Below are 19,568 nucleotides of genomic sequence, written 5' to 3'. Positions count from 1 at the left end.
TCGGGTGTCCGGGCAGAAAGTCGAACTGTTTTTAATCGCCGTCGTGATTGGACAAACGAATGGCTCCGTCGGTGGGTATCGTCGTCCCCGCGTTCCGCCCGAACGTCGAGCGAGTGCGGTCCTACGTCACCGCGTTAGACGACCGTCTCGAACCGGACGTGATCAGGATCGAACTCGACGATCCGAACGCTGGCGTTCCCCAGCAACTCTCCGATCTGCCGGCGACGATCAACGCCGTCCCGTATCGGCGGGGCAAGGGTGCGGCGATCACCGCCGGCTTCGAAGCGATCGACACCGACGTACGATCCTTTGCCGACGCGGACGGATCGACGAACGCCGCGTCGTTCGCTCGGATCGTCGATCGTGTCACCAATGGCTCGGCCGACCTCGCCGTCGGCTCCCGTCGCCACCCCGACGCGACCGTCCACAGCCACCAGACCTTCGCCCGACGGTTCCTCGGCGACGGGTTCGCGTGGCTGGCCGGCCACCTGCTTGCCGTGTCGCTGTACGACTACCAGTGTGGCGCGAAGGCGATCACGGCCGCGGGCTGGGACCTCGTTCGCGACCACCTCTACGACGCCGGCTTCGCCTGGGACGTGGAACTGATCGCCATCGCTGGCGCGCTCGATCTGACCGTCGACGAAGTCCCGATCGACTGGGAGGACAGACCGGGATCGACCGTCTCGCCCGTACGCACGTCGCTCAACATGGGGACCGCGCTCCTCAGAGCACGCCACCGCGCGAAACGCATCCGCAACAGTCGCCTCCACACCGCCATCGCCGCACGGCGTGAGGAGGGGCCGGCACTGATCGAGAAAGATGAGTAGTCGATTCACCCCCCATCTGAAAGAACTCCTCTCGGGGATCAGGTTCGGCAAGTTCGCCTCCGTCGGCGCGATCGGTGCCGTCTTCGATACGACCACGTTCGTCGCCCTCGATCAGTTCTTCGGCGTCCCGACCGCACTCGCAAACGCCATCGGCATCGAGGTCGCGATCCTCGTGATGTTCGCCGTCAACGACACCTGGACGTTCGCCGACGAGGGCGACAGCGACCACCGGTCGCTGGGCCGTCGACTGCTCCGCTCTCATCTCGTCCGGGCCGGCGGATCGACGCTCCAGTGGGCTATCCTCGTTACCGTGCTGGTCGTCTACGAGATTCAGTACCCGCTCTCGCTCGCTGGCGTCGAGCTGTGGCCCATCGCCGTGAAGGGTGGCGCTATCGCCATCGCGATGCTCGTCAACTACGTCTTCGAGAGCCTCTTTACCTGGCGTATCCACGAGTGAGTGGCCCGCTGTGGACCGTCTGCTGGTCGACTACCCAGCCACGCACTCGGTTGTCGATGCGAACCGCGGGAGGAAGTGACAGAGGACGACCGAATCACAACCCTTAATCCGGGGGCGGCGATACGAAGAAGTAGCGGGATGGGATAGCCAGGAGATTCCGGCGGGCTCATAACCCGTAGATCGGTGGTTCAAATCCACCTCCCGCTATACTTTTGCCGCGAGCTAACTCGCGAGCGGCAAATATTCGAACAGTGGATTTGTTCCCAGAGGACGAGCGAAGCGAAGTCCTCGCGGTTCAAATCCACCTCCCGCTATTTTCGAGCGACCAACTGAACGAGAAGCGCAGCGACGAGTGGTCCGGTCGCTCGAAATAGCACACGTTGATTTGAACCCTATCAGTCGCGCGCAGCGAATGGAGTGAGCGAGCACGTCTGATTCCGGTTCAAATCCACCTCCCGCTATTTCTGTTGCGAACAAATTCGTGAGCAACAGAAGATCGTACGGAGTGGTTTGAACCCTGGAAGACGAACGCAGTGAGTCTTCCTCCGGTTCAAATCCACCTCCCGCTATTTTCGCTGTACACAAACCGACGAGCGAAGCGAGTCGCGTGTACAGCGAAAATACAACGTGGTGATTTGAACTCAGGACGGAACGCGCAGCGACCGCCGGGAGCGAGCATTTCGTCCCCAAGTTCAAATCCACCTCCCGCTATTTTCGAGCGACCAACTGAACGAGGAGCAGAGCGGCGAGTGAACTGAACGCCCTCGGAACGCTGGGCGGTTCTGTGCGGGATATCTTCACTCGCTACGCTCGCTCGGATAGTGCCCGCGCAGAACCGCCCACCGCACCTCGCCCGATCGTCCACCAGGAACGCACCGCACAACACCGCATTCACCTTCCTCCCCAACCGATTGCGGTGCTCGCTTCACTGCGCTCCTCATCCATCGGGAGAGCAAGCTCTCCCGATCCTTCCTTCACTTCGTTCAGGAAGACCTCGTACAATGTCTGTCGCGCCACAGGAGCGCGACAGCGTGCGCCACCGCAGCGTGGAATCGCTTTGCTGGAGCATCCGGGCGACCGAGCGGTCCGAAGGACCCGGCAGGTCGCCCGGTTCTCCGGACGCGACCGAAGGGAGCGTCCGGCTTTTTTCACCCACGTTCGCGAGAACTGTGTTCTCGCGAGCACATCAGAGATCTTCGATCTCTGAGGACGTTGTTGCCGCGAGAGGTCAGCGAAGCTGACCCGAGCGGGAAAAAGGTGGTCGTCTAGTCGTCGCCGTGGTCGTCGACGACCACGACTTCGCCGTCGACGACATCGACGTTGATGAGCGTCTTCGCGTGGTAGCCGTCGTCTTCGAGTTTGTTCTGGCCGCCGACCTTCTTGATGACGCAGACGATGTCGCAGATGTCGGCACCGATCTCTTCGAGCGCGCCGGTGAGGGCTGCGAGCGTGCCGCCGGTCGAGAGCACGTCGTCGAGGACGAGAACGCGGTCGCCTTCGTACACGTCGTTGACGTACATCTCGTTCTCGGAGTAGCCAGTGACCTGCGAGAGTGCGACCTCGCCGTCGAGACCGTACTGGCGCTTGCGGACGACGACGAGCGGGATGTCGGTCATCAGCGAGACCGCAGTCGAGATGTGGATCCCCATCGCGGCCGGTGTGACGATTTTGTCGACGTCTTCGAGTTCCGCCTTGCGAATGATCTTGATGACGATCTCACGGAGCAGTTCGGGTCGCAGCATCGGGACACCGTCACTGATCGGGTGGACGAAGTAGTGATACCCCTCTTTCTCGATGATCGGGGCGTCGAGCAGTGACTGCTTGAGCTGATCCATGTCGGCGGTACTTCGAGCGGGGACAAAAACCCGTCGTCAACGGAGCGGCAGTGTCTCGGCGATGACACGCATCATCGGTATCGCGTGTGACTCGCCGAGTCCGTAGTACTCGACGGCGGCGAAGCAGACGAAAATCGTCGCGGTCGCCGTCGCGAAACAGATCACAGCGTGCACGCGCAATGTATCACATGCATTGATGACACTATCGCTCACGACCTCGAAAGATGGAGAAGGTGAACTGCGCGATTATGCGTCTGGACCGGTGTCGGAGTCCAGCGTCGTTGAGCTGCCGCTTCCTGGCTCCTCGTAGATCAGACTGATATCGTAGCTGCTGCCTGCAGCGACCTCGACTTTCGAACCGGCGCTCACCGAATCTCCCTCACTGAAATCGGTTGCGTTCGTCCATCTATGGTTGGATGCATTAATCCAAGCCGTCCCGCCGTTGTTGAACCCACTACCACGGAAGACAAGATTGTCTGCTTCAATAGACTGTCCAGATTCGTGGGAGACAGTCACGTTCGTTCCGTCGTACTCCCAATTGAAGCTAGCTTGAGGAGCCTGCTGACTCTGTGCCTGGTCGCCGAGTCCGAGGACGAACGATGCGATGACGGCTGCCAGAATCACCGTGATGGCGACCATCAGGATGACACCGATGACAGGCGATACCGCGTCGTCGTCGTTGAATAGTGCTTTCAGATCCATGGTTGATCACGCACACCCGTCCACAGCGAGAAGGAACTGTCCCCTGCCTCCCCCGCTCGCGGTGGGTGCTACTACCATCCACTTCGGCGGGTGCACTTATACCCCTCCTACGTTTTACCGGTTCAACCAATGCCTGAGTCGCTTCAAGAGAACCTATAACCGGAAATCAGCGGTAGCAGACCCGATAGTATTCGGACGGTGTTCGTAACAACTATTTCGTAGCCACGGCCGCTCGAACGAGATTGACTGTCGAAAGCGAGCATGAGATGACGCTCATGCGGCCGGGCCGGTGTCGGAGTCCAGCGTCGTCGATTCGTCCTTGTCCGGTTCCTGGAAGACCAACGTGATGTCGTAGTCGTCGTTCACGCCGATCGTGATCGACATGCCAGAGGTGACCTTCGAGTCTGGGCCACCGATAACTTTCGTCTATCGGTGGCCTGTCGATTGAATATTCTCAGCGATCCGTCGTAGTCGGAGTACCGCCGTGCTGTCACTCTATGTCCTCGTCGTGCGGTGGCTCCTCGTATTCCGAGAGGGTCATCTCGCGAGCCGAGTAGGTGTGGTACCCCGCTGCGAGGGTGAGAATGCTTGCGAACAGCGTCGCCCAGACGAGCGGCGAGACCATGGTGAACGGGAATACCTCGGCCCACAGCGTCGCGACGATGGCCAGACTCACTGCTCCAAAGGAGAGATAGAATTCCCGCCAGGGGAACTCGCTACCGGGGACGATCTCGAGGTACACCGTCAGGTCGTCCGTCTGCGGCGTCGTCTTGATCACCCCGTCGTCGGCGTCGTACGCGACGATTCCCGTACGGTCCATCTTGGGTAGATGGGTCTGCTGCAGCGTCGTGTACACCCGTTTGCGCTGGGCCTTGGAGATGTCGTCGCGTGCGCAATCGTATTCCCACGAAGCGACGTAGTTCGCGAGTTCCCCGAGTTCGACGGGGCCGCCGTGGCGACGGAGGTACTGGATGACGAACCGGCGGCGTTTGTTCTGCAGGACTTCGAATATTTCGCCCTTGGAAAGCTTGTCCCGGGCGGTGACCTGTGTCGCATCCGCGTTACTCATCGCCGATCGACCCCGGCGTTCGAGATTCCGTCACGACCATCCTTCGCACGTCCCAGGATGGGTGGGGACAGTATATAATCGCAGCGGTACATCTGTTGCTCAACATGGCTAAGAAGAACGGAAATCAGACCGACGGGTCGCTGTTTAGGCGTCCGGGCCGGTCCACTGACCGAGCGTCGCGGAGTCACCGCCGTCGCTGCTCTGCCAGACGAGGTTGACCTTTGCGTCACTCCTGACTGAGACGGTCGTCGATGAACCTGCGGAAATCTTAGCTCCGAAGGTCGTATTGCTACCATCGACGCTTCCACCGGGGTTGGCGGCTATACGAATACTGGAGTTATCGATCGTCTGGCCGCTGCTGTGTCGGACGGTGAGGTTTCCAGCGGGAGTCGCACCACCAGTGAGGTTGAGATCGGAACTGGGCGACGCAAGCGACGCTGACTCGTCGTAGTCGAAACTGAAACTGGCCTGTGGCGCAGTGCTGCTGATCTGATCCCCGAGTCCGAGGACGAACGTTGCGATCACGGCCGCGAGGATCACAGTGATAGCCACCATCAGGATGACACCGATCACCGGGCTCACGGCCTCGTCGTCGTTGAGAAGTTCTTTCACGTGCATGGATTGTCTCCGTTCGTCGCGCGCCGGGCACGTCGGCCACCGACTCGGTGGTGTGAACACCATCGGGCAGGCCATCCGTGGTCGGTCACGCGCTTGTCAGAGGGTTCCCGAGACGGGTAAATAAAGACTCCTGCGCCAGTATCAATGGAAAAAATTAGGCCAGGCTTGAACGCCGGACGGCACCGGTCAACGTGGCCTTGTAGGCCAGACTCAGCGGCAATAATTGGCATGAGAATCGCCATGCGACGGACTTTGAGAAGGATTAAGTCGTGGGTCGCCCGAGGGTCGCACGTGCAACCGACAGCGGGGATCGTACTGGCCGTCGTCGCACTGCCCTTTCTCGCTGCGGCGACTGTCCCATTCGTCTATCGTGTCATCGGTGAACGAACCGCATACTTCGCCGCAGCGATCGCAGCAGCTTGTTTCGGACTGATCGCGACGCAGTTCGGAACGGAAGGTGCCGTTGCCTTCCAGTGGATTCCCGCGTTCGATATCTCGCTTTCCTTCTACGTCGACGGTCTCTCGCTTTTGATCGGCTTTCTCGCGAGTGGTGTCGGCGTCCTCGTGTTCACGTATTCCGGTGGCTACATGCACACCGAGCCGGGCAAGCAGCGCTACTACGCGACCTTGCTCGCGTTCATGGGTGCGATGCTGGGCGTGGCCTTCGCCGCGGACCTGATCGCCCTGTTCCTGTTCTGGGAACTGACCTCAGTCGCCTCCTTCCTGTTGATCGGCCACTATCAGGACGAGTCGGGCCAGTACGCGGCCCGCAAATCGATGTTCATCACTGTCTCCGGTGGGCTGTTCATGCTGATCGGCTTCCTCTTGCTCCACTGGGTCGCCCTCGACGTGGCCGCCGTCGAATCCGCGTTCCGACTCGCCGGTGAGGGATCGATGCTTGCAAACGCCGATGCGATGCAGACCGCCCTCAGACAGCAGGGCCTGCTCGTCCCGGTCTTGCTGCTGGTCGGCGTCGGTGCGGCCGCCAAGTCCGCGCAGGTCCCGCTGCACATCTGGCTTCCGAACGCGATGGAAGCGCCGACGCCCGTGTCGGCGTTCCTCCACTCGGCGACGATGGTCAAAGCCGGCGTCTACCTGATCGGGCGCGTGCGTCCACTGCTGGTCACCGACGAGTGGGTCCTGCTGTTCGCGCTGCTGGGACTCCTCACGATGACCGTCACCGCGATGCTTGCGGTCACGGCCAGCGACATCAAGGAACTACTCGCGTACTCGACGGCCTCGCATCTGGGCTTGATCGTCGCCGGCTACGGGATCGCCAGCACGGCCGACAGCCACATCGGGCTACTCGGCGCCGAGACGGGTGCCTTTCACATCCTGAATCACGCACTGTTCAAGGCGACGCTGTTTCTCGTCGCCGGGATCGTGGCCCACGAGGCCGGGACGCGTGCCATCGACGAACTCGGCGGCCTTCGGAAGGACCTCCCGCTGACGGCGGGCATCACCGCCGTCGCCGCCCTCGGGATGGCCGGCGTCCCGCCGTTCAACGGCTTCTACTCCAAGGAACTGCTCTTTCACGCGACGTGGGAACTGGCTGCCCACGACGGCGGTCTCTGGTGGCTGCTGCCGGTCGTCGCCGTCCTCGGCAGCGTCTTTACGTTCCTCTACTCGATCCGGTTCCTGATGCTGTTCTTCGGTGAGAAACCCGACGCACTGGGGCACGTCCACAGCCCGCCGTGGTCGATGCGCGGCCCACCACTGTTGCTCGCGGTGCTTGCCGGCATCGTCGGTCTCGGCGGCGTGACGGCGGTGTTCGGTGTCCATCTCGGCCCGGTCGAGCAGTTCGTCTCACGGGTGATCGAGAGTTCGGTGCCGGCCCACGGCGAAGCGGTCCACTTCTCGTACTATCTCCCGACGAAGCTCTCGCCGTGGCTCGCCATGAGCGCCATCACGGTCGCCGTCGGCACTGTCGCCTACCCGTTCTACGATAGTATCCGGGACGCGCTGCGGGAGGTCCGCGACGCCGATCCCCTCCGGCCGAACTGGTACTACGACGGCGCGACGGCGTGGGTCGACGCCAACGGTGTTGGCGACCTGATCCACAACGGACTCCTGCGGACGTACGCGCTGTGGTTCCTCGCCGGTACGAGCGTCCTGACACTCTCGGCGTACGTCGCCGCCACGGTCCCGGTGCCGGCGTTCACGACGTTCGCCGTGACGCCGGCCATCGGCATCGTCCTCGTCGTCGCCATCGTCGGCGCGGCGGCCGTGACGGACGCCCCCTCCCACATCGCAGGGGTGCTGACGCTCTCGATTCTGGGATTCATGGTCGCGATCTTCTACATCCTCGCGGACGCGCCGGATCTGGCGCTGACCCAGCTGGTCATCGAGACGCTGGTACTCCTGCTCTTCTTGCTGGTACTGGACAAGCTCCCGGCGTTCTACGGTGACTCGGGTCGGTGGACGACGATCAGGGACGCGGGCGCGTCCCTCCTCGTCGGTGGCACGGTCGCGGCGACGGTCCTGCTGTCGACGGCCCGGACGCCCGGCGTGCCGTCGTACCTCGACAAGAGCCTGAAAGACTTCTTTATCGAACGCGCGCCCCCGCCGGCCGAGCACGGCAATTTCCTGCTCGACTCCGGTGGCGGCCACAACGTGGTCAACGTGATCTTGGTCGACTTCAGGGCCTTCGACACGCTGGGCGAGATCAGCGTCGTCGCGATGGCGGCCCTGTCGATCGTGACCCTGATCGCGATGCGCACACGAGGTGAGACTCAGTGACGACAGAGCACGATACGACAGTCATCGCACGCACGGTCGCACGCGTCGTCTTCCCGATCATCGTCGTGACGGCGATCGCCCTGCTCCTGCAGGGCCACAACCTCCCCGGTGGTGGCTTCATCGCCGGGACCCTGACGGTCGCAGCCGTGGGGCTGATCTACGTCATCTACGGACTGGACTTCCTCGAACGGGAACTGCTCGGTCGGGCACCGTCGGCACCCTTCAGCGACGAGGCCGGGATCGAGCGCGAGTACGGCACGCTCGTTACGACCGGGCTGGCACTCGCCGCGGGCAGCGGCGTCGTCGCGATCCTCTTTGGCGAAGCGTTCCTCACGCAGGCGGTGTGGTTCTTCCACCACGTTCCGATCTACGGCGAGTTCGAGGTCGCCTCGGCGCTGGTCTTCGATCTGGGCGTGTACGCCGTCGTCGTCGGGGCACTCTTGACTGTCCTCGCGGTGGTGGGTGCAGAATGACGCAGTTCGTTCTCGCGCTCGTGCTCGGGACCCTGTTCGCGCTCGGGACCTTCCTCGTCCTGCGCCGGGATCTCGTGCGGGTCGTCTGGGGGCTGACGATCATGTCACAGGCCGCAAACGTCTATCTGGTGACGATGGGTGGGTTCGCTGGTGGCGTCCCGATCCTCCACGGTCACGGGCACGGTGCCGAGACGACCGATCCGCTGGTGCAGGCGCTGGTGCTGACGGCGATCGTCATCGGCTTCGGGACGACGGCGTTCGCGCTTGGCCTGTCCTACCGGGTCTATCAGACCAACGGGACGATCGATCTCAGGGAGGTGCGCGGATGAGCGAGATCGTCGTGTTGCCGATGCTGGTCGCGCTCGCGACGGCGATCGTCACACTGGGGATTCGCTTCGCGCCGCGCGTCCAGCGCGTCGTGAGTGTCGTGGGGGTACTGGCATACGCCGGTGCGGTCGCGATGCTTGGCGAGCGAATCCTCCCGGCCGCGGTGTTCTCGGGGGCGTCTGTCACCGACGCCGGAGCGATCCTCACCTATCAGCTCTCGGGCTGGCAGGCCCCCTACGGGATCACGCTCGTCGCCGACGCGCTGTCGGTGTTCATGCTCGCGATCGCGGCCATCGTCGCGGTCGCGGCCGTCGTCTTCTCGACAGTTTCGATCGACAGGGTCGGGCAGTCGATCTCGTATCATCCGCTCTTTCACTTCATGCTCGTCGGGATCTCCGGGTCGTTCCTCACCGGCGACGTGTTCAATCTGTTCGTCTGGTTCGAGGTGATGTTGATGCCGTCGTACATCCTCGTCGTCTTCCACGGCGGCAGCGAGCACACCGACGCAGCCCTGAAGTACACCGCCCTGAATCTGATGGGGTCGGCCGTGATGTTGCTGGCGATCGGTGGTCTCTACAGCACGACCGGCACGCTCAACATGGCCGACCTCTCGATGCGCCTCGCCAACGCTGGGACGGCAGGGGCAGCGATCGCCGATCCGACGCCGGTGCTCGGACTCGCGGCGCTGCTGCTCGCGGTGTTCGCGCTGAAAGCCGGGATCGTCCCCTTCCAGTTCTGGGTGCCCTCGGCGTACAGGGCCGCCCCCGCGCCCGCGACGGCCATGCTCGCAGGCGTCACGAAGAAAGTCGGCGTCTACGCGATCATCAGGCTCTACTTCGTGGTCTTCGCCGCCGGGACCCTTCCGCGGGATCTCGCCGTTCCGGGTCTCTCGGGAACGTCCTTCCTCGCTTTCTTCGGGCCGGTCCTGTTCGTGCTGGCGACGGCGTCGGTTTTGATCGGCGGCGTCGGTGCAGTGAGTCGCCCCGATCTCGACGGTCTGTTCGCCTACTCCTCGATCGGGCAAGTCGGCTTCATCATCTTGCCCCTTGCGATCGCGGCGACGGTGACAGACCCCGCGATCGCTGTACTGGGCGTCGTCGCTGCACTGATCTACTCGTTGAACCACGCGCTCGCGAAGGCCCTGCTGTTCTTGCTCAGCGGGAGCATAAAGCAGAGTCTCGGCTCTGTCAGGCTCGACGATCTGGGCGGCCTGACCAGGGCACAGCCGCTGGCGGCGGCCAGTTTCTTCGTTGGCGGCCTCGCACTCGTCGGCATCCCACCGCTGACCGGCTTCTTCGGGAAGCTACTGGTGTTCGATACGGCCGGACGGGCGATGGCCGCTGGATCGCCGTCGGCGTGGCTCGGTCTCGCGGTCGCGCTCGTCGGGGCGGTCCTGACGATCGCGTACGTCTCGCGGGCGTGGAGTCTCGGCTTCTGGGGCGAACCCTCGGAACTGATCGCGAACATGCGACTCTCGCCGCTCCTGCTTGGCGTCGTCGTCGCGCTCGCCGTCGTTATCGTCGCTCTGGGCGTCGGGTTCGATCCAGTGCTGGAGTCGGCGCGAGCGGGCGCACATGCCGCGACGGACCCCGAAGCGTACCGGAACGCGGTACTGGAGGTGGACCGATGAGACGCTGGCCCGCGATCGGGCTGGGGCTTGCCTTCCTGTGGCTGTTCGTCCGCGGCGTGGCACTGGAACCGTCCCGGATCGTCGCCGAGTTCATCATCGGCCTGCTGGTCGGCGTCCCGCTGGCATTTGTCACGCGACAGTTCTACACCGACACGTATCCGGTCGGACAGGTGATCCGGTCGATCCCAGCCATCCTCGGCTACGTCGTGCTGTTCGCCTGGGAACTCCTGACCGCCAACATCGACGTGGCGCGGCGCGTCCTCTCACCGTCGATGCCGATCGAGCCGAAGGTGGTGGAAGTCCCGCTGCGCGTCGAGTCGGATCTGGCGATCACGACCATCGCGAACTCGATCACACTCACGCCGGGGACGCTGTCGATGGACTACGATGCCGAGCGTAATTCACTGTACGTCCACGCGCTGGCCGCGACCACCCGTGCCGAGGTCGTCGACCCGATCCGTAGCTGGGAGGACTACGCGCTGCGGATTTTCGACGAGGAGCGTGCGCCGTCGGCATCGGTGCCACGCGTTCCCAAAGACGATGCGTTCGATGCGGCAACCGAGACCCCGGAGACCGAAGAGGTCACGACAGGAGGTGAGGACGATGGCCGGTGAGAGCTTCCAGTTCCTCGAACTCGTGTTGCAGGGCGGGCTGATACTCGCCTGCAGCGTGACGCTGCTTGCGGGCTATCGCGTCATCGTCGGTCCGACGACGCCCGACCGCGTCGTCGCACTCGACACCATCGGAACGAACGTCGTCGCCATCGCGACCCTCTACGCGCTGGTGACGGAAACGGGGCTTTTCATCACGGTCAGTCTCGTGTTGGCGATCATCGGATTTATCAGTACGATCGCCGTCGCACGCTTCGTCACGGAGGGGGACATCATCGAACCATGACCACCATGCTACAGGCCGTCGTCGTCACGGCACTGGTCGTCGTCGGGAGCTTCTTCCTGGCGATCGGAACGATCGGACTCATCCGCCTGCCCGACGTGTACAACCGGATGCACGCCACGAGCAAGGCGACGACGCTCGGAGCCGCGTCGCTCTTTCTGGCGGCCACGGTGTACTACGGCCCGGAGGGTGCCGGTCTCACCTCCCTCGTCGGCATCGTCTTCCTGTTCCTGACGGCACCCACGGGTGCGCACATGATTTCCCGCGCGGCCCAGAAGATGGGTGTGCCGTTCTACGGCGAGGCGGTCTGGCCCGAACAGGTCGAGACGGGCACCGAAAACGAACCCGCCGACGACTAGTCGAGTCGCGCGGCCAGTTCGGTCGCGACGCGCTCGCCCAGCCCCGTCTTGTCGCCCTCGTAGTTCGTCGCCGTCTCCGTGTCGACGACGAGCGCTCGCGTTCGGTCCGCGCCCATCACGTCGGCGTCGTTGGCGACGACGAAGGCCATGTCGACCCGGTCGCGGATCGCCCGGGCACGCTCGATCAACGTCTCGTCGTCGACGCCAGTCTCGGCTTTGAACCCGACGATGGCGAGGTCGGAGTGGGTCTCTCGGACCGTGTCGACGAGTTTCGGCGTCGGTGTGAGTTCGAGTGTCAGTGACGACTCGCCGGACTTGATCTTCTCGTCGCGGCGCTCGACCGTGTAGTCGGAGATAGCTGCCGCCGAGAGCAGGGCGTCGGCGTCGGCACACGCGTCGACGGTGGCCGCTGTCATCTCGGCGGCACTCTCGACCGATTCGACCGTCGCGTAAGCTACGTCCGGGCCGTCGTGGACGAGTGTCACGTCCGCGCCCGCGACGTGGCAGGCGCGCGCGACCGCGCGACCGGTCCGGCCGGAGGCCCGATTCGAGAGCGTTCGGATCGGATCGATCGATTCGGCGGTCGCGCCGCTGGTGACCACGACGTGTCGACCCGCGAGTGGTCGGTCACTCGCTGCCCGGGCCGTGGCCGTGACGATGGCGTCCTCGCTCGCGATCTTCGCCTTCCCCTCCTCGATGCGTGGATCGACGAAGTCGACGCCCCACGACTCGACGCGCTCGATGGCATCGAGGACGCCCGGATGGTCGTACATCGGCTCGTGCATCGCCGGGGCGATCACGACGGGCACGTCCGCACCGAGGGCCGTCGTCGCACACGTCGTCACCGGCGAGTCGTCGATCGCCGCAGCGATCTTGCCGACGGTGTTGGCCGTCGCGGGCGCGATCAGAAACACGTCGGCCCAGCCGTCGACGCCACACAGTTCGACGTGTTCGACGGCCCCCGTCAACTCCGTCACGACCGGATTGTCCGTCCCAAACTCGACGGCCCACGGGTGGACGATTCCGGTGGCGCTGTCCGTGACGACGGCCCGGACGGTCGCGCCCTGTCGCCGCAGTTCGTGCGCGAGTTCGACAGTCTTGACCGCCGCGATCGACCCGGTCACGCCCAGCGCGACGTTCACTCCCGAAAGCATTGGCGGCGATTGGACGCGTGGCAGTATATATACTGGTATTGCGCTCGGTCACTGCTTTGGGGTCTGGCCGGCCCATCGAACGACGACAGCCTCGTCGAAAGGGGGCAAGCATTTGGTACCCGACACCCTTGTCAGGATGTGGACTCCGTCGACGTCAGTACAGTCGTCTACGTGCCGCCCGCGGAGGTGTTCGAGTTTCTGATGGACTTCCCGGGCTACGCGCGCTACTCGAAGTATCTGAAAGACGTGGCACAGCAGGGCGACGGCTCACCGGGAACGAAGTACGCGCTTCGCTTCGCGTGGTGGAAGCTCAGTTACACCGCCAAATCAGAGGTGGTCGCGATCGATCGACCGACCGAGATCGACTGGAAGATCACGAAAGACCTGCACGCGACCGGCCACTGGCGGATCACGCCCATGCCGGAGGAAGCCCCGGACGGGGAAGACCACGCCTGTGAGGTACGACTCACCGTCGAGTTCGACCCGGGATCGGCGTCCTCGGACGCGCTCGATTTACCGCGACTGGTGTCGATGGACTGGGTCATCGAGAAGGTCAAACCACTGATTCAGGAGGAGGCAGAGCGGGTCGTCGAACGGATCGTCGCCGACCTCGAAGGGCGGCGTCGCGAGGTCGAACTGACGATTCACACCAGTCCAGACGCGGTCTAAACGACAAAAAGCGAGAGACGACTAGTTGGGTGTGTCGTAGTCGCCGCCGTACTTCATGAACACGTACGCGAGTCCGAGCGTCGCGGTCATGACGACGGAGGTCGCCACGCCGAGCGATTTGACGCTTTCGGGGAGGGGTGGCTGCGCGGAACTGCCGCCACCGCCGCCGCCGGTGTCTTTGGTCGGGTAGTCCGAGCCGACGACGACGGCACCCTTCATGCCGAGTCCCTCGTGGGGCACGCAGTAGTACTTGTAGATACCGTCCTCTTCGAAGGTGTGCTCGTACTGGACGCCGGTCGTGTCGACGGCGCTACCAGAATCGAGCGGGCCGTCGCCATCGGAGACGACGTTGTGGGTCCCACCCTCGCCAGTCCATTCGAACTTGACGGTCGCGCCGTTGTCGACGTGGACCGCAGCGGGTCCGAAACCAAAGGCCCCACCGTTGGCCTGGGTCCCCACTTTGACGGTCACCTCGTCCTGCCCAGTCGAATCTTGGGTCTCACTGAAGTTGTCCGTACTGGCGAACCAGCTACCGAAGTCCGGCGGGCCGCTTTCCCCGCCACTGTCCTCCGATTCCTGTGCGGCAACGGTGCCGGTCGCCGCGGCGGCGGTCGTCGCGCCCGCGGCCGTGCGCATGAAGGCACGCCGTGAGACGTCGGCTGTCCCGTCTGTCATACGCGGCGCTTGGGGGTCCCCCGTAGTGAATACTTCGATACGGTTCCCACCTGTGGGGACGGCCAAACCGTGATGGCACAACCCACTTGTGTACGACACTCCTCGAAAAGTGTGATGAGCGACCACCACACCACAACAGGCGTGCCGACCGCCGACGGAATGCCGATGCTCGGACTCGGAACATGGGAGAACACCGACGGCGAGCAGTGTGCCGAGAGCGTCAAGACGGCACTGGAGATGGGCTATCGCCACGTCGACACCGCACAGATCTACGGCAACGAGGCCGATGTCGGCGAGGGGATCGCACGCGCCGATGTCGACCGCGAGGACATCTTCCTCGCGACGAAGGTGTGGATCAGCCAGCTGGCACACGACGACGTGATCGCGAGTACCGAAGACAGCCTCGACAAACTCGGTGTCGACTCGGTCGATCTGCTCTACGTCCACTGGCCGGCCCGGGCGTACGATCCCGAGGAGACGCTACCGGCCTTCGGCGAACTGCTCGACCGGGGCCTGATCGACCGGATCGGCGTCTCGAACTTCGAGCCACACCACGTCGACCAGGCCCGAGAGGTCCTCGACGAACCGATCTTCGCCAATCAGGTGGAGATGCACCCGCTCCTCCAGCAGGACGAACTCAGACGCTACGCCGACGAGACCGATCTGAACCTCGTCGCGTACTCGCCGCTGGCACGCGGCACCGTCTTCGACGTGCCCGAACTGAACGACATCGCGACGGACCACGGCGTCAGCGAGGCACAGGTCAGTCTCGCGTGGCTCCGCGAGAAGGGCGTCACTGCGATCCCCAAGGCGACGAGTCGCGAACACATCGAGGACAACTGGGCGAGTCTCGATCTGACGTTGAGCGACGCGGAGATCGAACGGATCGACGCCATCGACCGGACCGACCGGCGCGTCGACCCCGACTTCGGCCCCGATAGCTGGTAACGGCTGGGTCAGTTCCACAGCGGAACGACAGTGGGAGTGAAAGTGTCGAAAACTGACGGCTCGCCGGCCACAAGTGGTTAAATAGGGGCCGGCCAAACGAGCACGTATGTCAGTCGGGAGCGAACAGGGCATCGCCGGAGGTGTTCGAATCGATCTCAAGCGCCTGCACGAGACGTGGATGGAACTCGTCTATCCGCGCCAGCGTGGGGCCGACAACACGGTACTTGGAAAGTGGACGCCGGACAGTCAGGTCGGCAAGGTACTCTACCGACTCTGGTCTGTCGTCGGCGTGCCCGTCATCGCCGTCGTCTATCCACTCGTGCTTCTCGGTGCGTTCCTCCGATTTCAGACCCGCCGGGTCGACAGCACCGCGACCCGACTGGGCGTCGTCGGCGTCGTCCTGCTCTCGGTCCTCGTCTGGGGGGCACTGATCGCGCTCGCACGCTTCCGACTCGATCTGGCGACCGGCGGGATCACCGCCGTCGCCGCCGCCAGCGGTGTCGCGACCGTCTCCGCGGCGCTTGCGGTATCCACGCGACGGATCGACGGCCGGCCCGTGACGGTGCTTGTCTCGTATCCCTTCGGCGTGACTGCCATCTTCCTCCCGCCAGTCGTCGCCGCGCTGTTCTCGCCGGCCGTCGCCGACACCGTCATCCCGCTCAGCGACAGCCTCGCCCGCTGGCTCCTCTTTAACGTGATGGACCCGGTCGGTGTGGGCGACTACCTCCGGGCCAACTTCGAGCGCGAAGGCGCTGCCCACGCGCTCATCTGGCTTGGCATCTCGATCCCGCTCGGCTGGCTCCTCGGTGTTCTCGTCACGCTGGCGGATCTGGTCAGACCCACAGAATAAACGAGCGGAGTCGGATTCCGTCGATTTCGGTTGCGACGGTTGGTACAGCATGTGGGAAAGCCCCGACGACCGCTTACACGATTCCGTTCAGAACCGTGCGCAAGAGCCAACGTATCACTCGGTAGCACTGCTTCGTGGAACCGGCACGCCTTGATCTGAGCATGAACCTCACTACCGAGAGATAATCGACCTGTTCGGCTACGGCGTGGCGCGGAACTCACCGTGTTTCATCCCGAGGAAGAACACGATGATCGAGAAGACGATCATCGTAGGCAATACCATCATGAAGACGGTTGTGGGGGTCATCATAGTCGTGAGCGCGACCGTTGCGATGGCAACGATCACGACGAGTGGAATCACAGACCGCGAGAAGTCGAATTCCATACCGGCGTTTGTGGCTGGACTGACTAAACTGTTAACGAAGTCAAGTGGATGGAGAGATATGGATTCTACAAGACAGCGCCGGGATCGATCACACGTTCTTCCGGGCCGCCATCGCCGACAGCGACGGTGCCGGTCGCATCGGGGCCGATCACGACGGTCGCGCCGACCCGCATCGGGGCGAGGATGCCCGCGACGATAGTGCCGGGGTCCGTCAGCGGCGTCCGAAGCACGACCTCGTCGTCGGCCGACAGATCGTACTCGTCGACGACCCCGCGGCTGGCAGTCAGGAGGTCGCCGTGGCTGTAGGTCCGGTCGGCTGCAAGCACCGGATCACCGGGATCGACCGTCGCGGGCGGTTCGAGCGGATTCTCGCTCCAGGACTCCCGTTCGAGGTGTGCGACCGTCGGGTCCTCGGGCGGCCCGCCGTAGGCCAGTGCCTTCGTCCCCGGTCCGAGCGAGTAGTCGGCGAGCCAGTCGTTCGGAGCGATCATTACTTTGGCGTCGACGGCCGCAGGCGGGTCCATATCGACGATGGCACCGTCGACAGCCCCCGCGAGGAAGGCTACCACCGGATCGGGCGTCCCACCGAGCCATCCCGGTTCGTTCTCCGCCGTCGGTGCTTTCGGCCCGGCCACGACGGCGACGCGGGCCCCCTCCCGCACGCCGTAGTGACGGAGGAGGTTCCCGGTCTTCCAGACGGTGACCGCGAAATCACCGTAGCTGTACGGCGCGGCCCGCTCGGTCGATTCGAACAGCGCGCCCTCGCGCTGACGCGCGTCTGCGACGAGGTCACCCAGTACCTGCATAGCCGAGGCTACGCACTGGCGTCTCAAAAGTCGGTGGATTCCGGACTAGAGTGAGTTCTTGATCTTCTCGAAGAACCCTTCGTCGACGGAGACGTCCTCGCCGCCGGCCTCGGCGAACTGCGTGAGCGCTTCGCGCTGTTCGTCGGTCAGTTCTTCGGGGGTGACGACCTGTACCTCGACGTAGAGGTCGCCGCTGCCCCGTCTGCGGAGGCGGGGCATTCCCTTACCCGAGAGGCGGAACACTTCGCCACTCTGGGTCCCTGCAGGCACGTCGAACTCGACGGTGCCGTCGAACGTCTCGACCTCGGCGGTGTCGCCGAAGACGACCTGCGGGAACGAAAGCGGGAGGTGGTAGTGCAGGTCCGCGCCGTCGCGTTCGAAGTCGGGGTGGTCGCGAACCGAGACTTCGATCAGGAGGTCGCCGTTACGTGCGCCCCGGTCGCCGGGCGCGCCTTCGCCGTCCATCCGTAGCGTCTGGCCGTCCTGAATCCCGGCCGGAACCTCGACCGACAGCGTCGCCTCGTTTCGAACTTCGCCCTCGCCACGGCAGGTCCCGCAGGTCTCGTCGTACAGTGTCCCCTCGCCCTCACAGCGCCGGCAGGTCTGAGTCTGCTGGACTCGTCCCATCGGTGTCTGCTGGACGCGGGTCTGCTGGCCCTGCCCGTTACACTGCGGGCAGGTTCGAGAGTCGCTGTCCTCGGGGTGACCCCGGCCGTCGCAGTCGGGACAGGTCTCGGGCCGGCGGACGGTCAGTTCCTTCTCGACGCCGTTGTAGGCGTCTTCGAGATCGATCGTCACCGAGGTCTTGAGGTCCTGCCCCTGCTGTGGTCCGCTCCGGCCACGACCGCCGCCGCCGAAGAACTGATCGAAGATGTCGCCCATGCCACCGCCGAAGGGGTTGCCCCCGCCACCGCCAGCGCCGCCGAACGGCCCGCTGCCGCCGCGGCCGCCGCCAGCGCCGCCGACGCCCCCGTGCTTCTCTGCTTGTTCGAAGCGTTCGTGACCGACCTGATCGTACATCTGGCGCTTTTCGTCGTCGGTGAGGACTTCTTTGGCTTTCTGTATCTTCTTGAACTTCTCCTCTGCGTCCTCGTGGTCGGAGACGTCCGGGTGGTACTCCTGTGCTTTCTTCCGGTACGCGTCCTTGATTTCGTCCTCGCTGGCATCCCGGGAGACCCCGAGTACTTCGTAGAAGTCCTCGCTCATTCGTTATCCACCTGTAGATGATTGAGCTACTTGAAAAGAACGGGTCGGCGGTGTTGGCGGGCCGCGCAGGTCGGCACCGACCGATTCAAGACTGTCCCGAAACAGCCACGAATAGATGGCGTTGCGCGAATACCTTCGAGCGGCCCTGGGCGTCGAGCGAGTCGGCGCGTGGGTGGTCACAGTGCTGGCCGTCGCACTCATCGCGACCGTCGCGACTGCCGGCGTACCGACCGTCGGTGGACCACCGGCGGTCGACTTCGAGGTGACCTACGACGACGCGGCAAAGCAATACACGATCACCCACGACGGTGGTGGCGCGATACCGGCGGGCGACGCGCTCGTCGTCTCTGTCTCGGACGGACGACACTCGGAGAACGTGACGTGGGCTGGTGAGCGTGGCGTCGCCGCGTTCCCGGTCGAGCAAGGAGAGCGGCTCACCGTCGACGATCCACAGGTCGACAGTGACGACGACGGTGACTTCTTCGACGCCGACGCGACCGTCGGCTTCGAGTTAGGCGGCGACGAGACGATCACGGTTCGCTGGCGCGGGCGACCGTTCGGCGCACCGGACACGCAAACGGTCGTGCTGTTCGACGAGTGATCGGCCGATCCGTATCGGCACCGGCGGTAGACGGCGGTCGGCAGCGAGCGCATGATTGCGCCAGCCCATACCGAGCGGTGCCATCGAGCCACACCACACACCGAGCGTAGCCCACACGAACGGGGAGTCTGCCCGAACATTTCGTCCGAAGACACCACCAGCCAGCCTGTTCGACCAAGCGTCACATTCTCTAGCATCAACTACATAACGACGCTTGCGGCACTGTCTAGTTCTGGACCTCCTGAGCCGGCGTTCGTCCGTCGAGCGCTTGATTGGGTCGTTCGTGGTTGTAATGGTGTTTGAAGCGTTGTAACCACCGTCTGGCGCTGGATTGACTGCCCCGCC

The 19,568-nt window shown here is 63.9% G+C and carries 24 protein-coding genes and 1 tRNA gene; 14 read left to right on the top strand and 11 right to left on the bottom strand.

Translation table 11 applies throughout. The annotated features are described in order from the left end of the window. The first annotated feature begins 59 nt into the window (after nucleotides 1–59). From AC5FRW_RS14770 to AC5FRW_RS14760, 3 genes are all read left to right on the top strand, one after another. A complete protein-coding gene (locus AC5FRW_RS14770) occupies nucleotides 60–827 on the top strand; it encodes a glycosyltransferase (RefSeq protein WP_493569228.1) in 768 nt (255 codons plus the stop codon). Next, the gene (locus tag AC5FRW_RS14765) at nucleotides 820–1,284 is read left to right on the top strand and encodes a GtrA family protein (protein WP_493569227.1); all 465 of its coding nucleotides are present in this window, start codon (nucleotides 820–822) and stop codon (nucleotides 1,282–1,284) included. The genes AC5FRW_RS14770 and AC5FRW_RS14765 overlap by 8 nt, the downstream gene beginning before the upstream one ends. A 132-nt stretch (nucleotides 1,285–1,416) precedes the next feature. After that, a tRNA-Met gene (locus AC5FRW_RS14760) sits at nucleotides 1,417–1,491 on the top strand. A gap of 1,058 nt (nucleotides 1,492–2,549) precedes the next feature. Here the strand turns inward: AC5FRW_RS14760 and hpt are convergent. From hpt to AC5FRW_RS14735, 5 genes are all read right to left on the bottom strand, one after another. Further along, the gene (gene hpt, locus AC5FRW_RS14755; RefSeq protein ID WP_493569226.1) at nucleotides 2,550–3,119 is read right to left on the bottom strand and encodes a hypoxanthine/guanine phosphoribosyltransferase; all 570 of its coding nucleotides are present in this window, start codon (nucleotides 3,117–3,119) and stop codon (nucleotides 2,550–2,552) included. A gap of 36 nt (nucleotides 3,120–3,155) precedes the next feature. Continuing rightward, a complete protein-coding gene (locus AC5FRW_RS14750; RefSeq protein ID WP_493569225.1) occupies nucleotides 3,156–3,293 on the bottom strand; it encodes a hypothetical protein in 138 nt (45 codons plus the stop codon). A 72-nt stretch (nucleotides 3,294–3,365) separates the two neighbouring features. Continuing rightward, nucleotides 3,366–3,821 (bottom strand): type IV pilin domain-containing protein, encoded by a 456-nt coding sequence (locus tag AC5FRW_RS14745; RefSeq protein ID WP_493569224.1) that lies wholly within the window; start codon nucleotides 3,819–3,821, stop codon nucleotides 3,366–3,368. 490 nt (nucleotides 3,822–4,311) lie between these two features. Continuing rightward, a complete protein-coding gene (locus AC5FRW_RS14740) occupies nucleotides 4,312–4,890 on the bottom strand; it encodes a DUF7344 domain-containing protein (RefSeq protein WP_493569223.1) in 579 nt (192 codons plus the stop codon). Between the two features lie 144 nt (nucleotides 4,891–5,034). Continuing rightward, nucleotides 5,035–5,508 (bottom strand): type IV pilin domain-containing protein, encoded by a 474-nt coding sequence (locus tag AC5FRW_RS14735; protein ID WP_493569222.1) that lies wholly within the window; start codon nucleotides 5,506–5,508, stop codon nucleotides 5,035–5,037. 291 nt (nucleotides 5,509–5,799) lie between these two features. Here AC5FRW_RS14735 and mbhE point away from each other — a divergent pair, with 291 nt between their 5' ends. Genes mbhE through mnhG form a run of 7 tightly spaced genes read left to right on the top strand, consistent with a single transcriptional unit; the run spans nucleotide 5,800 to nucleotide 11,930 of the window. Further along, the gene (gene mbhE / locus AC5FRW_RS14730; RefSeq protein WP_493569221.1) at nucleotides 5,800–8,247 is read left to right on the top strand and encodes a hydrogen gas-evolving membrane-bound hydrogenase subunit E; all 2,448 of its coding nucleotides are present in this window, start codon (nucleotides 5,800–5,802) and stop codon (nucleotides 8,245–8,247) included. After that, a complete protein-coding gene (locus tag AC5FRW_RS14725) occupies nucleotides 8,244–8,720 on the top strand; it encodes an MnhB domain-containing protein (protein ID WP_493569220.1) in 477 nt (158 codons plus the stop codon). Before mbhE ends, AC5FRW_RS14725 begins: the two co-directional genes overlap by 4 nt. Further along, a complete protein-coding gene (locus AC5FRW_RS14720; RefSeq protein WP_493569219.1) occupies nucleotides 8,717–9,049 on the top strand; it encodes a sodium:proton antiporter in 333 nt (110 codons plus the stop codon). Before AC5FRW_RS14725 ends, AC5FRW_RS14720 begins: the two co-directional genes overlap by 4 nt. Continuing rightward, entirely contained in the window at nucleotides 9,046–10,677 is a 1,632-nt protein-coding gene (locus AC5FRW_RS14715) for a complex I subunit 5 family protein (protein WP_493569218.1), read from the top strand. The genes AC5FRW_RS14720 and AC5FRW_RS14715 overlap by 4 nt, the downstream gene beginning before the upstream one ends. Further along, a complete protein-coding gene (locus tag AC5FRW_RS14710; RefSeq protein WP_493569217.1) occupies nucleotides 10,674–11,291 on the top strand; it encodes a Na+/H+ antiporter subunit E in 618 nt (205 codons plus the stop codon). The genes AC5FRW_RS14715 and AC5FRW_RS14710 overlap by 4 nt, the downstream gene beginning before the upstream one ends. Next, entirely contained in the window at nucleotides 11,281–11,574 is a 294-nt protein-coding gene (locus AC5FRW_RS14705) for an MrpF/PhaF family protein (protein WP_493569216.1), read from the top strand. Before AC5FRW_RS14710 ends, AC5FRW_RS14705 begins: the two co-directional genes overlap by 11 nt. A gap of 5 nt (nucleotides 11,575–11,579) precedes the next feature. Then, a complete protein-coding gene (gene mnhG / locus AC5FRW_RS14700; RefSeq protein WP_493569383.1) occupies nucleotides 11,580–11,930 on the top strand; it encodes a monovalent cation/H(+) antiporter subunit G in 351 nt (116 codons plus the stop codon). On the opposite strand, the gene coaBC is transcribed toward mnhG, so the two are convergent. Continuing rightward, nucleotides 11,927–13,084, bottom strand: a complete 1,158-nt coding sequence (gene coaBC, locus AC5FRW_RS14695; RefSeq protein ID WP_493569215.1) for a bifunctional phosphopantothenoylcysteine decarboxylase/phosphopantothenate--cysteine ligase CoaBC — start codon at nucleotides 13,082–13,084, stop codon at nucleotides 11,927–11,929. The genes mnhG and coaBC overlap by 4 nt on opposite strands. Before the next feature lie 138 nt (nucleotides 13,085–13,222). Here coaBC and AC5FRW_RS14690 point away from each other — a divergent pair, with 138 nt between their 5' ends. Then, nucleotides 13,223–13,753, top strand: coding sequence for a type II toxin-antitoxin system RatA family toxin (locus AC5FRW_RS14690; protein ID WP_493569214.1), 531 nt, complete (start codon nucleotides 13,223–13,225; stop codon nucleotides 13,751–13,753). A 21-nt stretch (nucleotides 13,754–13,774) separates the two neighbouring features. On the opposite strand, the gene AC5FRW_RS14685 is transcribed toward AC5FRW_RS14690, so the two are convergent. Further along, entirely contained in the window at nucleotides 13,775–14,428 is a 654-nt protein-coding gene (locus tag AC5FRW_RS14685; protein WP_493569213.1) for a halocyanin domain-containing protein, read from the bottom strand. A gap of 159 nt (nucleotides 14,429–14,587) precedes the next feature. Between AC5FRW_RS14685 and AC5FRW_RS14680 the strand changes: the two genes are divergently transcribed. Both AC5FRW_RS14680 and AC5FRW_RS14675 read left to right on the top strand, forming a co-directional pair. Next, complete coding sequence (locus tag AC5FRW_RS14680) at nucleotides 14,588–15,376, top strand: aldo/keto reductase (RefSeq protein WP_493569382.1); 789 nt, start codon at nucleotides 14,588–14,590, stop codon at nucleotides 15,374–15,376. Nucleotides 15,377–15,482: 106 nt separating this feature from the next. Then, nucleotides 15,483–16,226 (top strand): hypothetical protein, encoded by a 744-nt coding sequence (locus AC5FRW_RS14675; RefSeq protein ID WP_493569212.1) that lies wholly within the window; start codon nucleotides 15,483–15,485, stop codon nucleotides 16,224–16,226. A 198-nt stretch (nucleotides 16,227–16,424) separates the two neighbouring features. Here the strand turns inward: AC5FRW_RS14675 and AC5FRW_RS14670 are convergent, their stop codons facing one another. The 3 genes from AC5FRW_RS14670 to dnaJ form a co-directional block, all read right to left on the bottom strand. After that, entirely contained in the window at nucleotides 16,425–16,610 is a 186-nt protein-coding gene (locus tag AC5FRW_RS14670) for a DUF7333 family protein (RefSeq protein ID WP_493569211.1), read from the bottom strand. Between the two features lie 65 nt (nucleotides 16,611–16,675). Next, the gene (locus tag AC5FRW_RS14665; protein ID WP_493569210.1) at nucleotides 16,676–17,416 is read right to left on the bottom strand and encodes a hypothetical protein; all 741 of its coding nucleotides are present in this window, start codon (nucleotides 17,414–17,416) and stop codon (nucleotides 16,676–16,678) included. A gap of 45 nt (nucleotides 17,417–17,461) precedes the next feature. Next, nucleotides 17,462–18,622 carry a molecular chaperone DnaJ gene (gene dnaJ, locus AC5FRW_RS14660; protein WP_493569209.1) on the bottom strand — a complete coding sequence of 387 codons (1,161 nt, stop codon included), beginning with the start codon at nucleotides 18,620–18,622 and terminating at the stop codon, nucleotides 17,462–17,464. Between the two features lie 115 nt (nucleotides 18,623–18,737). On the opposite strand from dnaJ, the gene AC5FRW_RS14655 reads away from it, so the two are divergent. Next, nucleotides 18,738–19,223, top strand: coding sequence for a type IV pilin (locus AC5FRW_RS14655; protein WP_493569208.1), 486 nt, complete (start codon nucleotides 18,738–18,740; stop codon nucleotides 19,221–19,223). Nucleotides 19,224–19,449: 226 nt separating this feature from the next. On the opposite strand, the gene AC5FRW_RS14650 is transcribed toward AC5FRW_RS14655, so the two are convergent. Then, on the bottom strand, nucleotides 19,450–19,568 hold a 119-nt coding region (locus AC5FRW_RS14650), incomplete at its 5' end, for an integrase core domain-containing protein (RefSeq protein ID WP_493569381.1).

The sequence above is a fragment of the Halomicrobium sp. HArcht3-1 genome, from assembly GCF_058933345.1.
The sequence above is the reverse complement of the archived record's forward strand: the minus strand, read 5'-3'. Positions and strand labels throughout refer to the sequence as shown.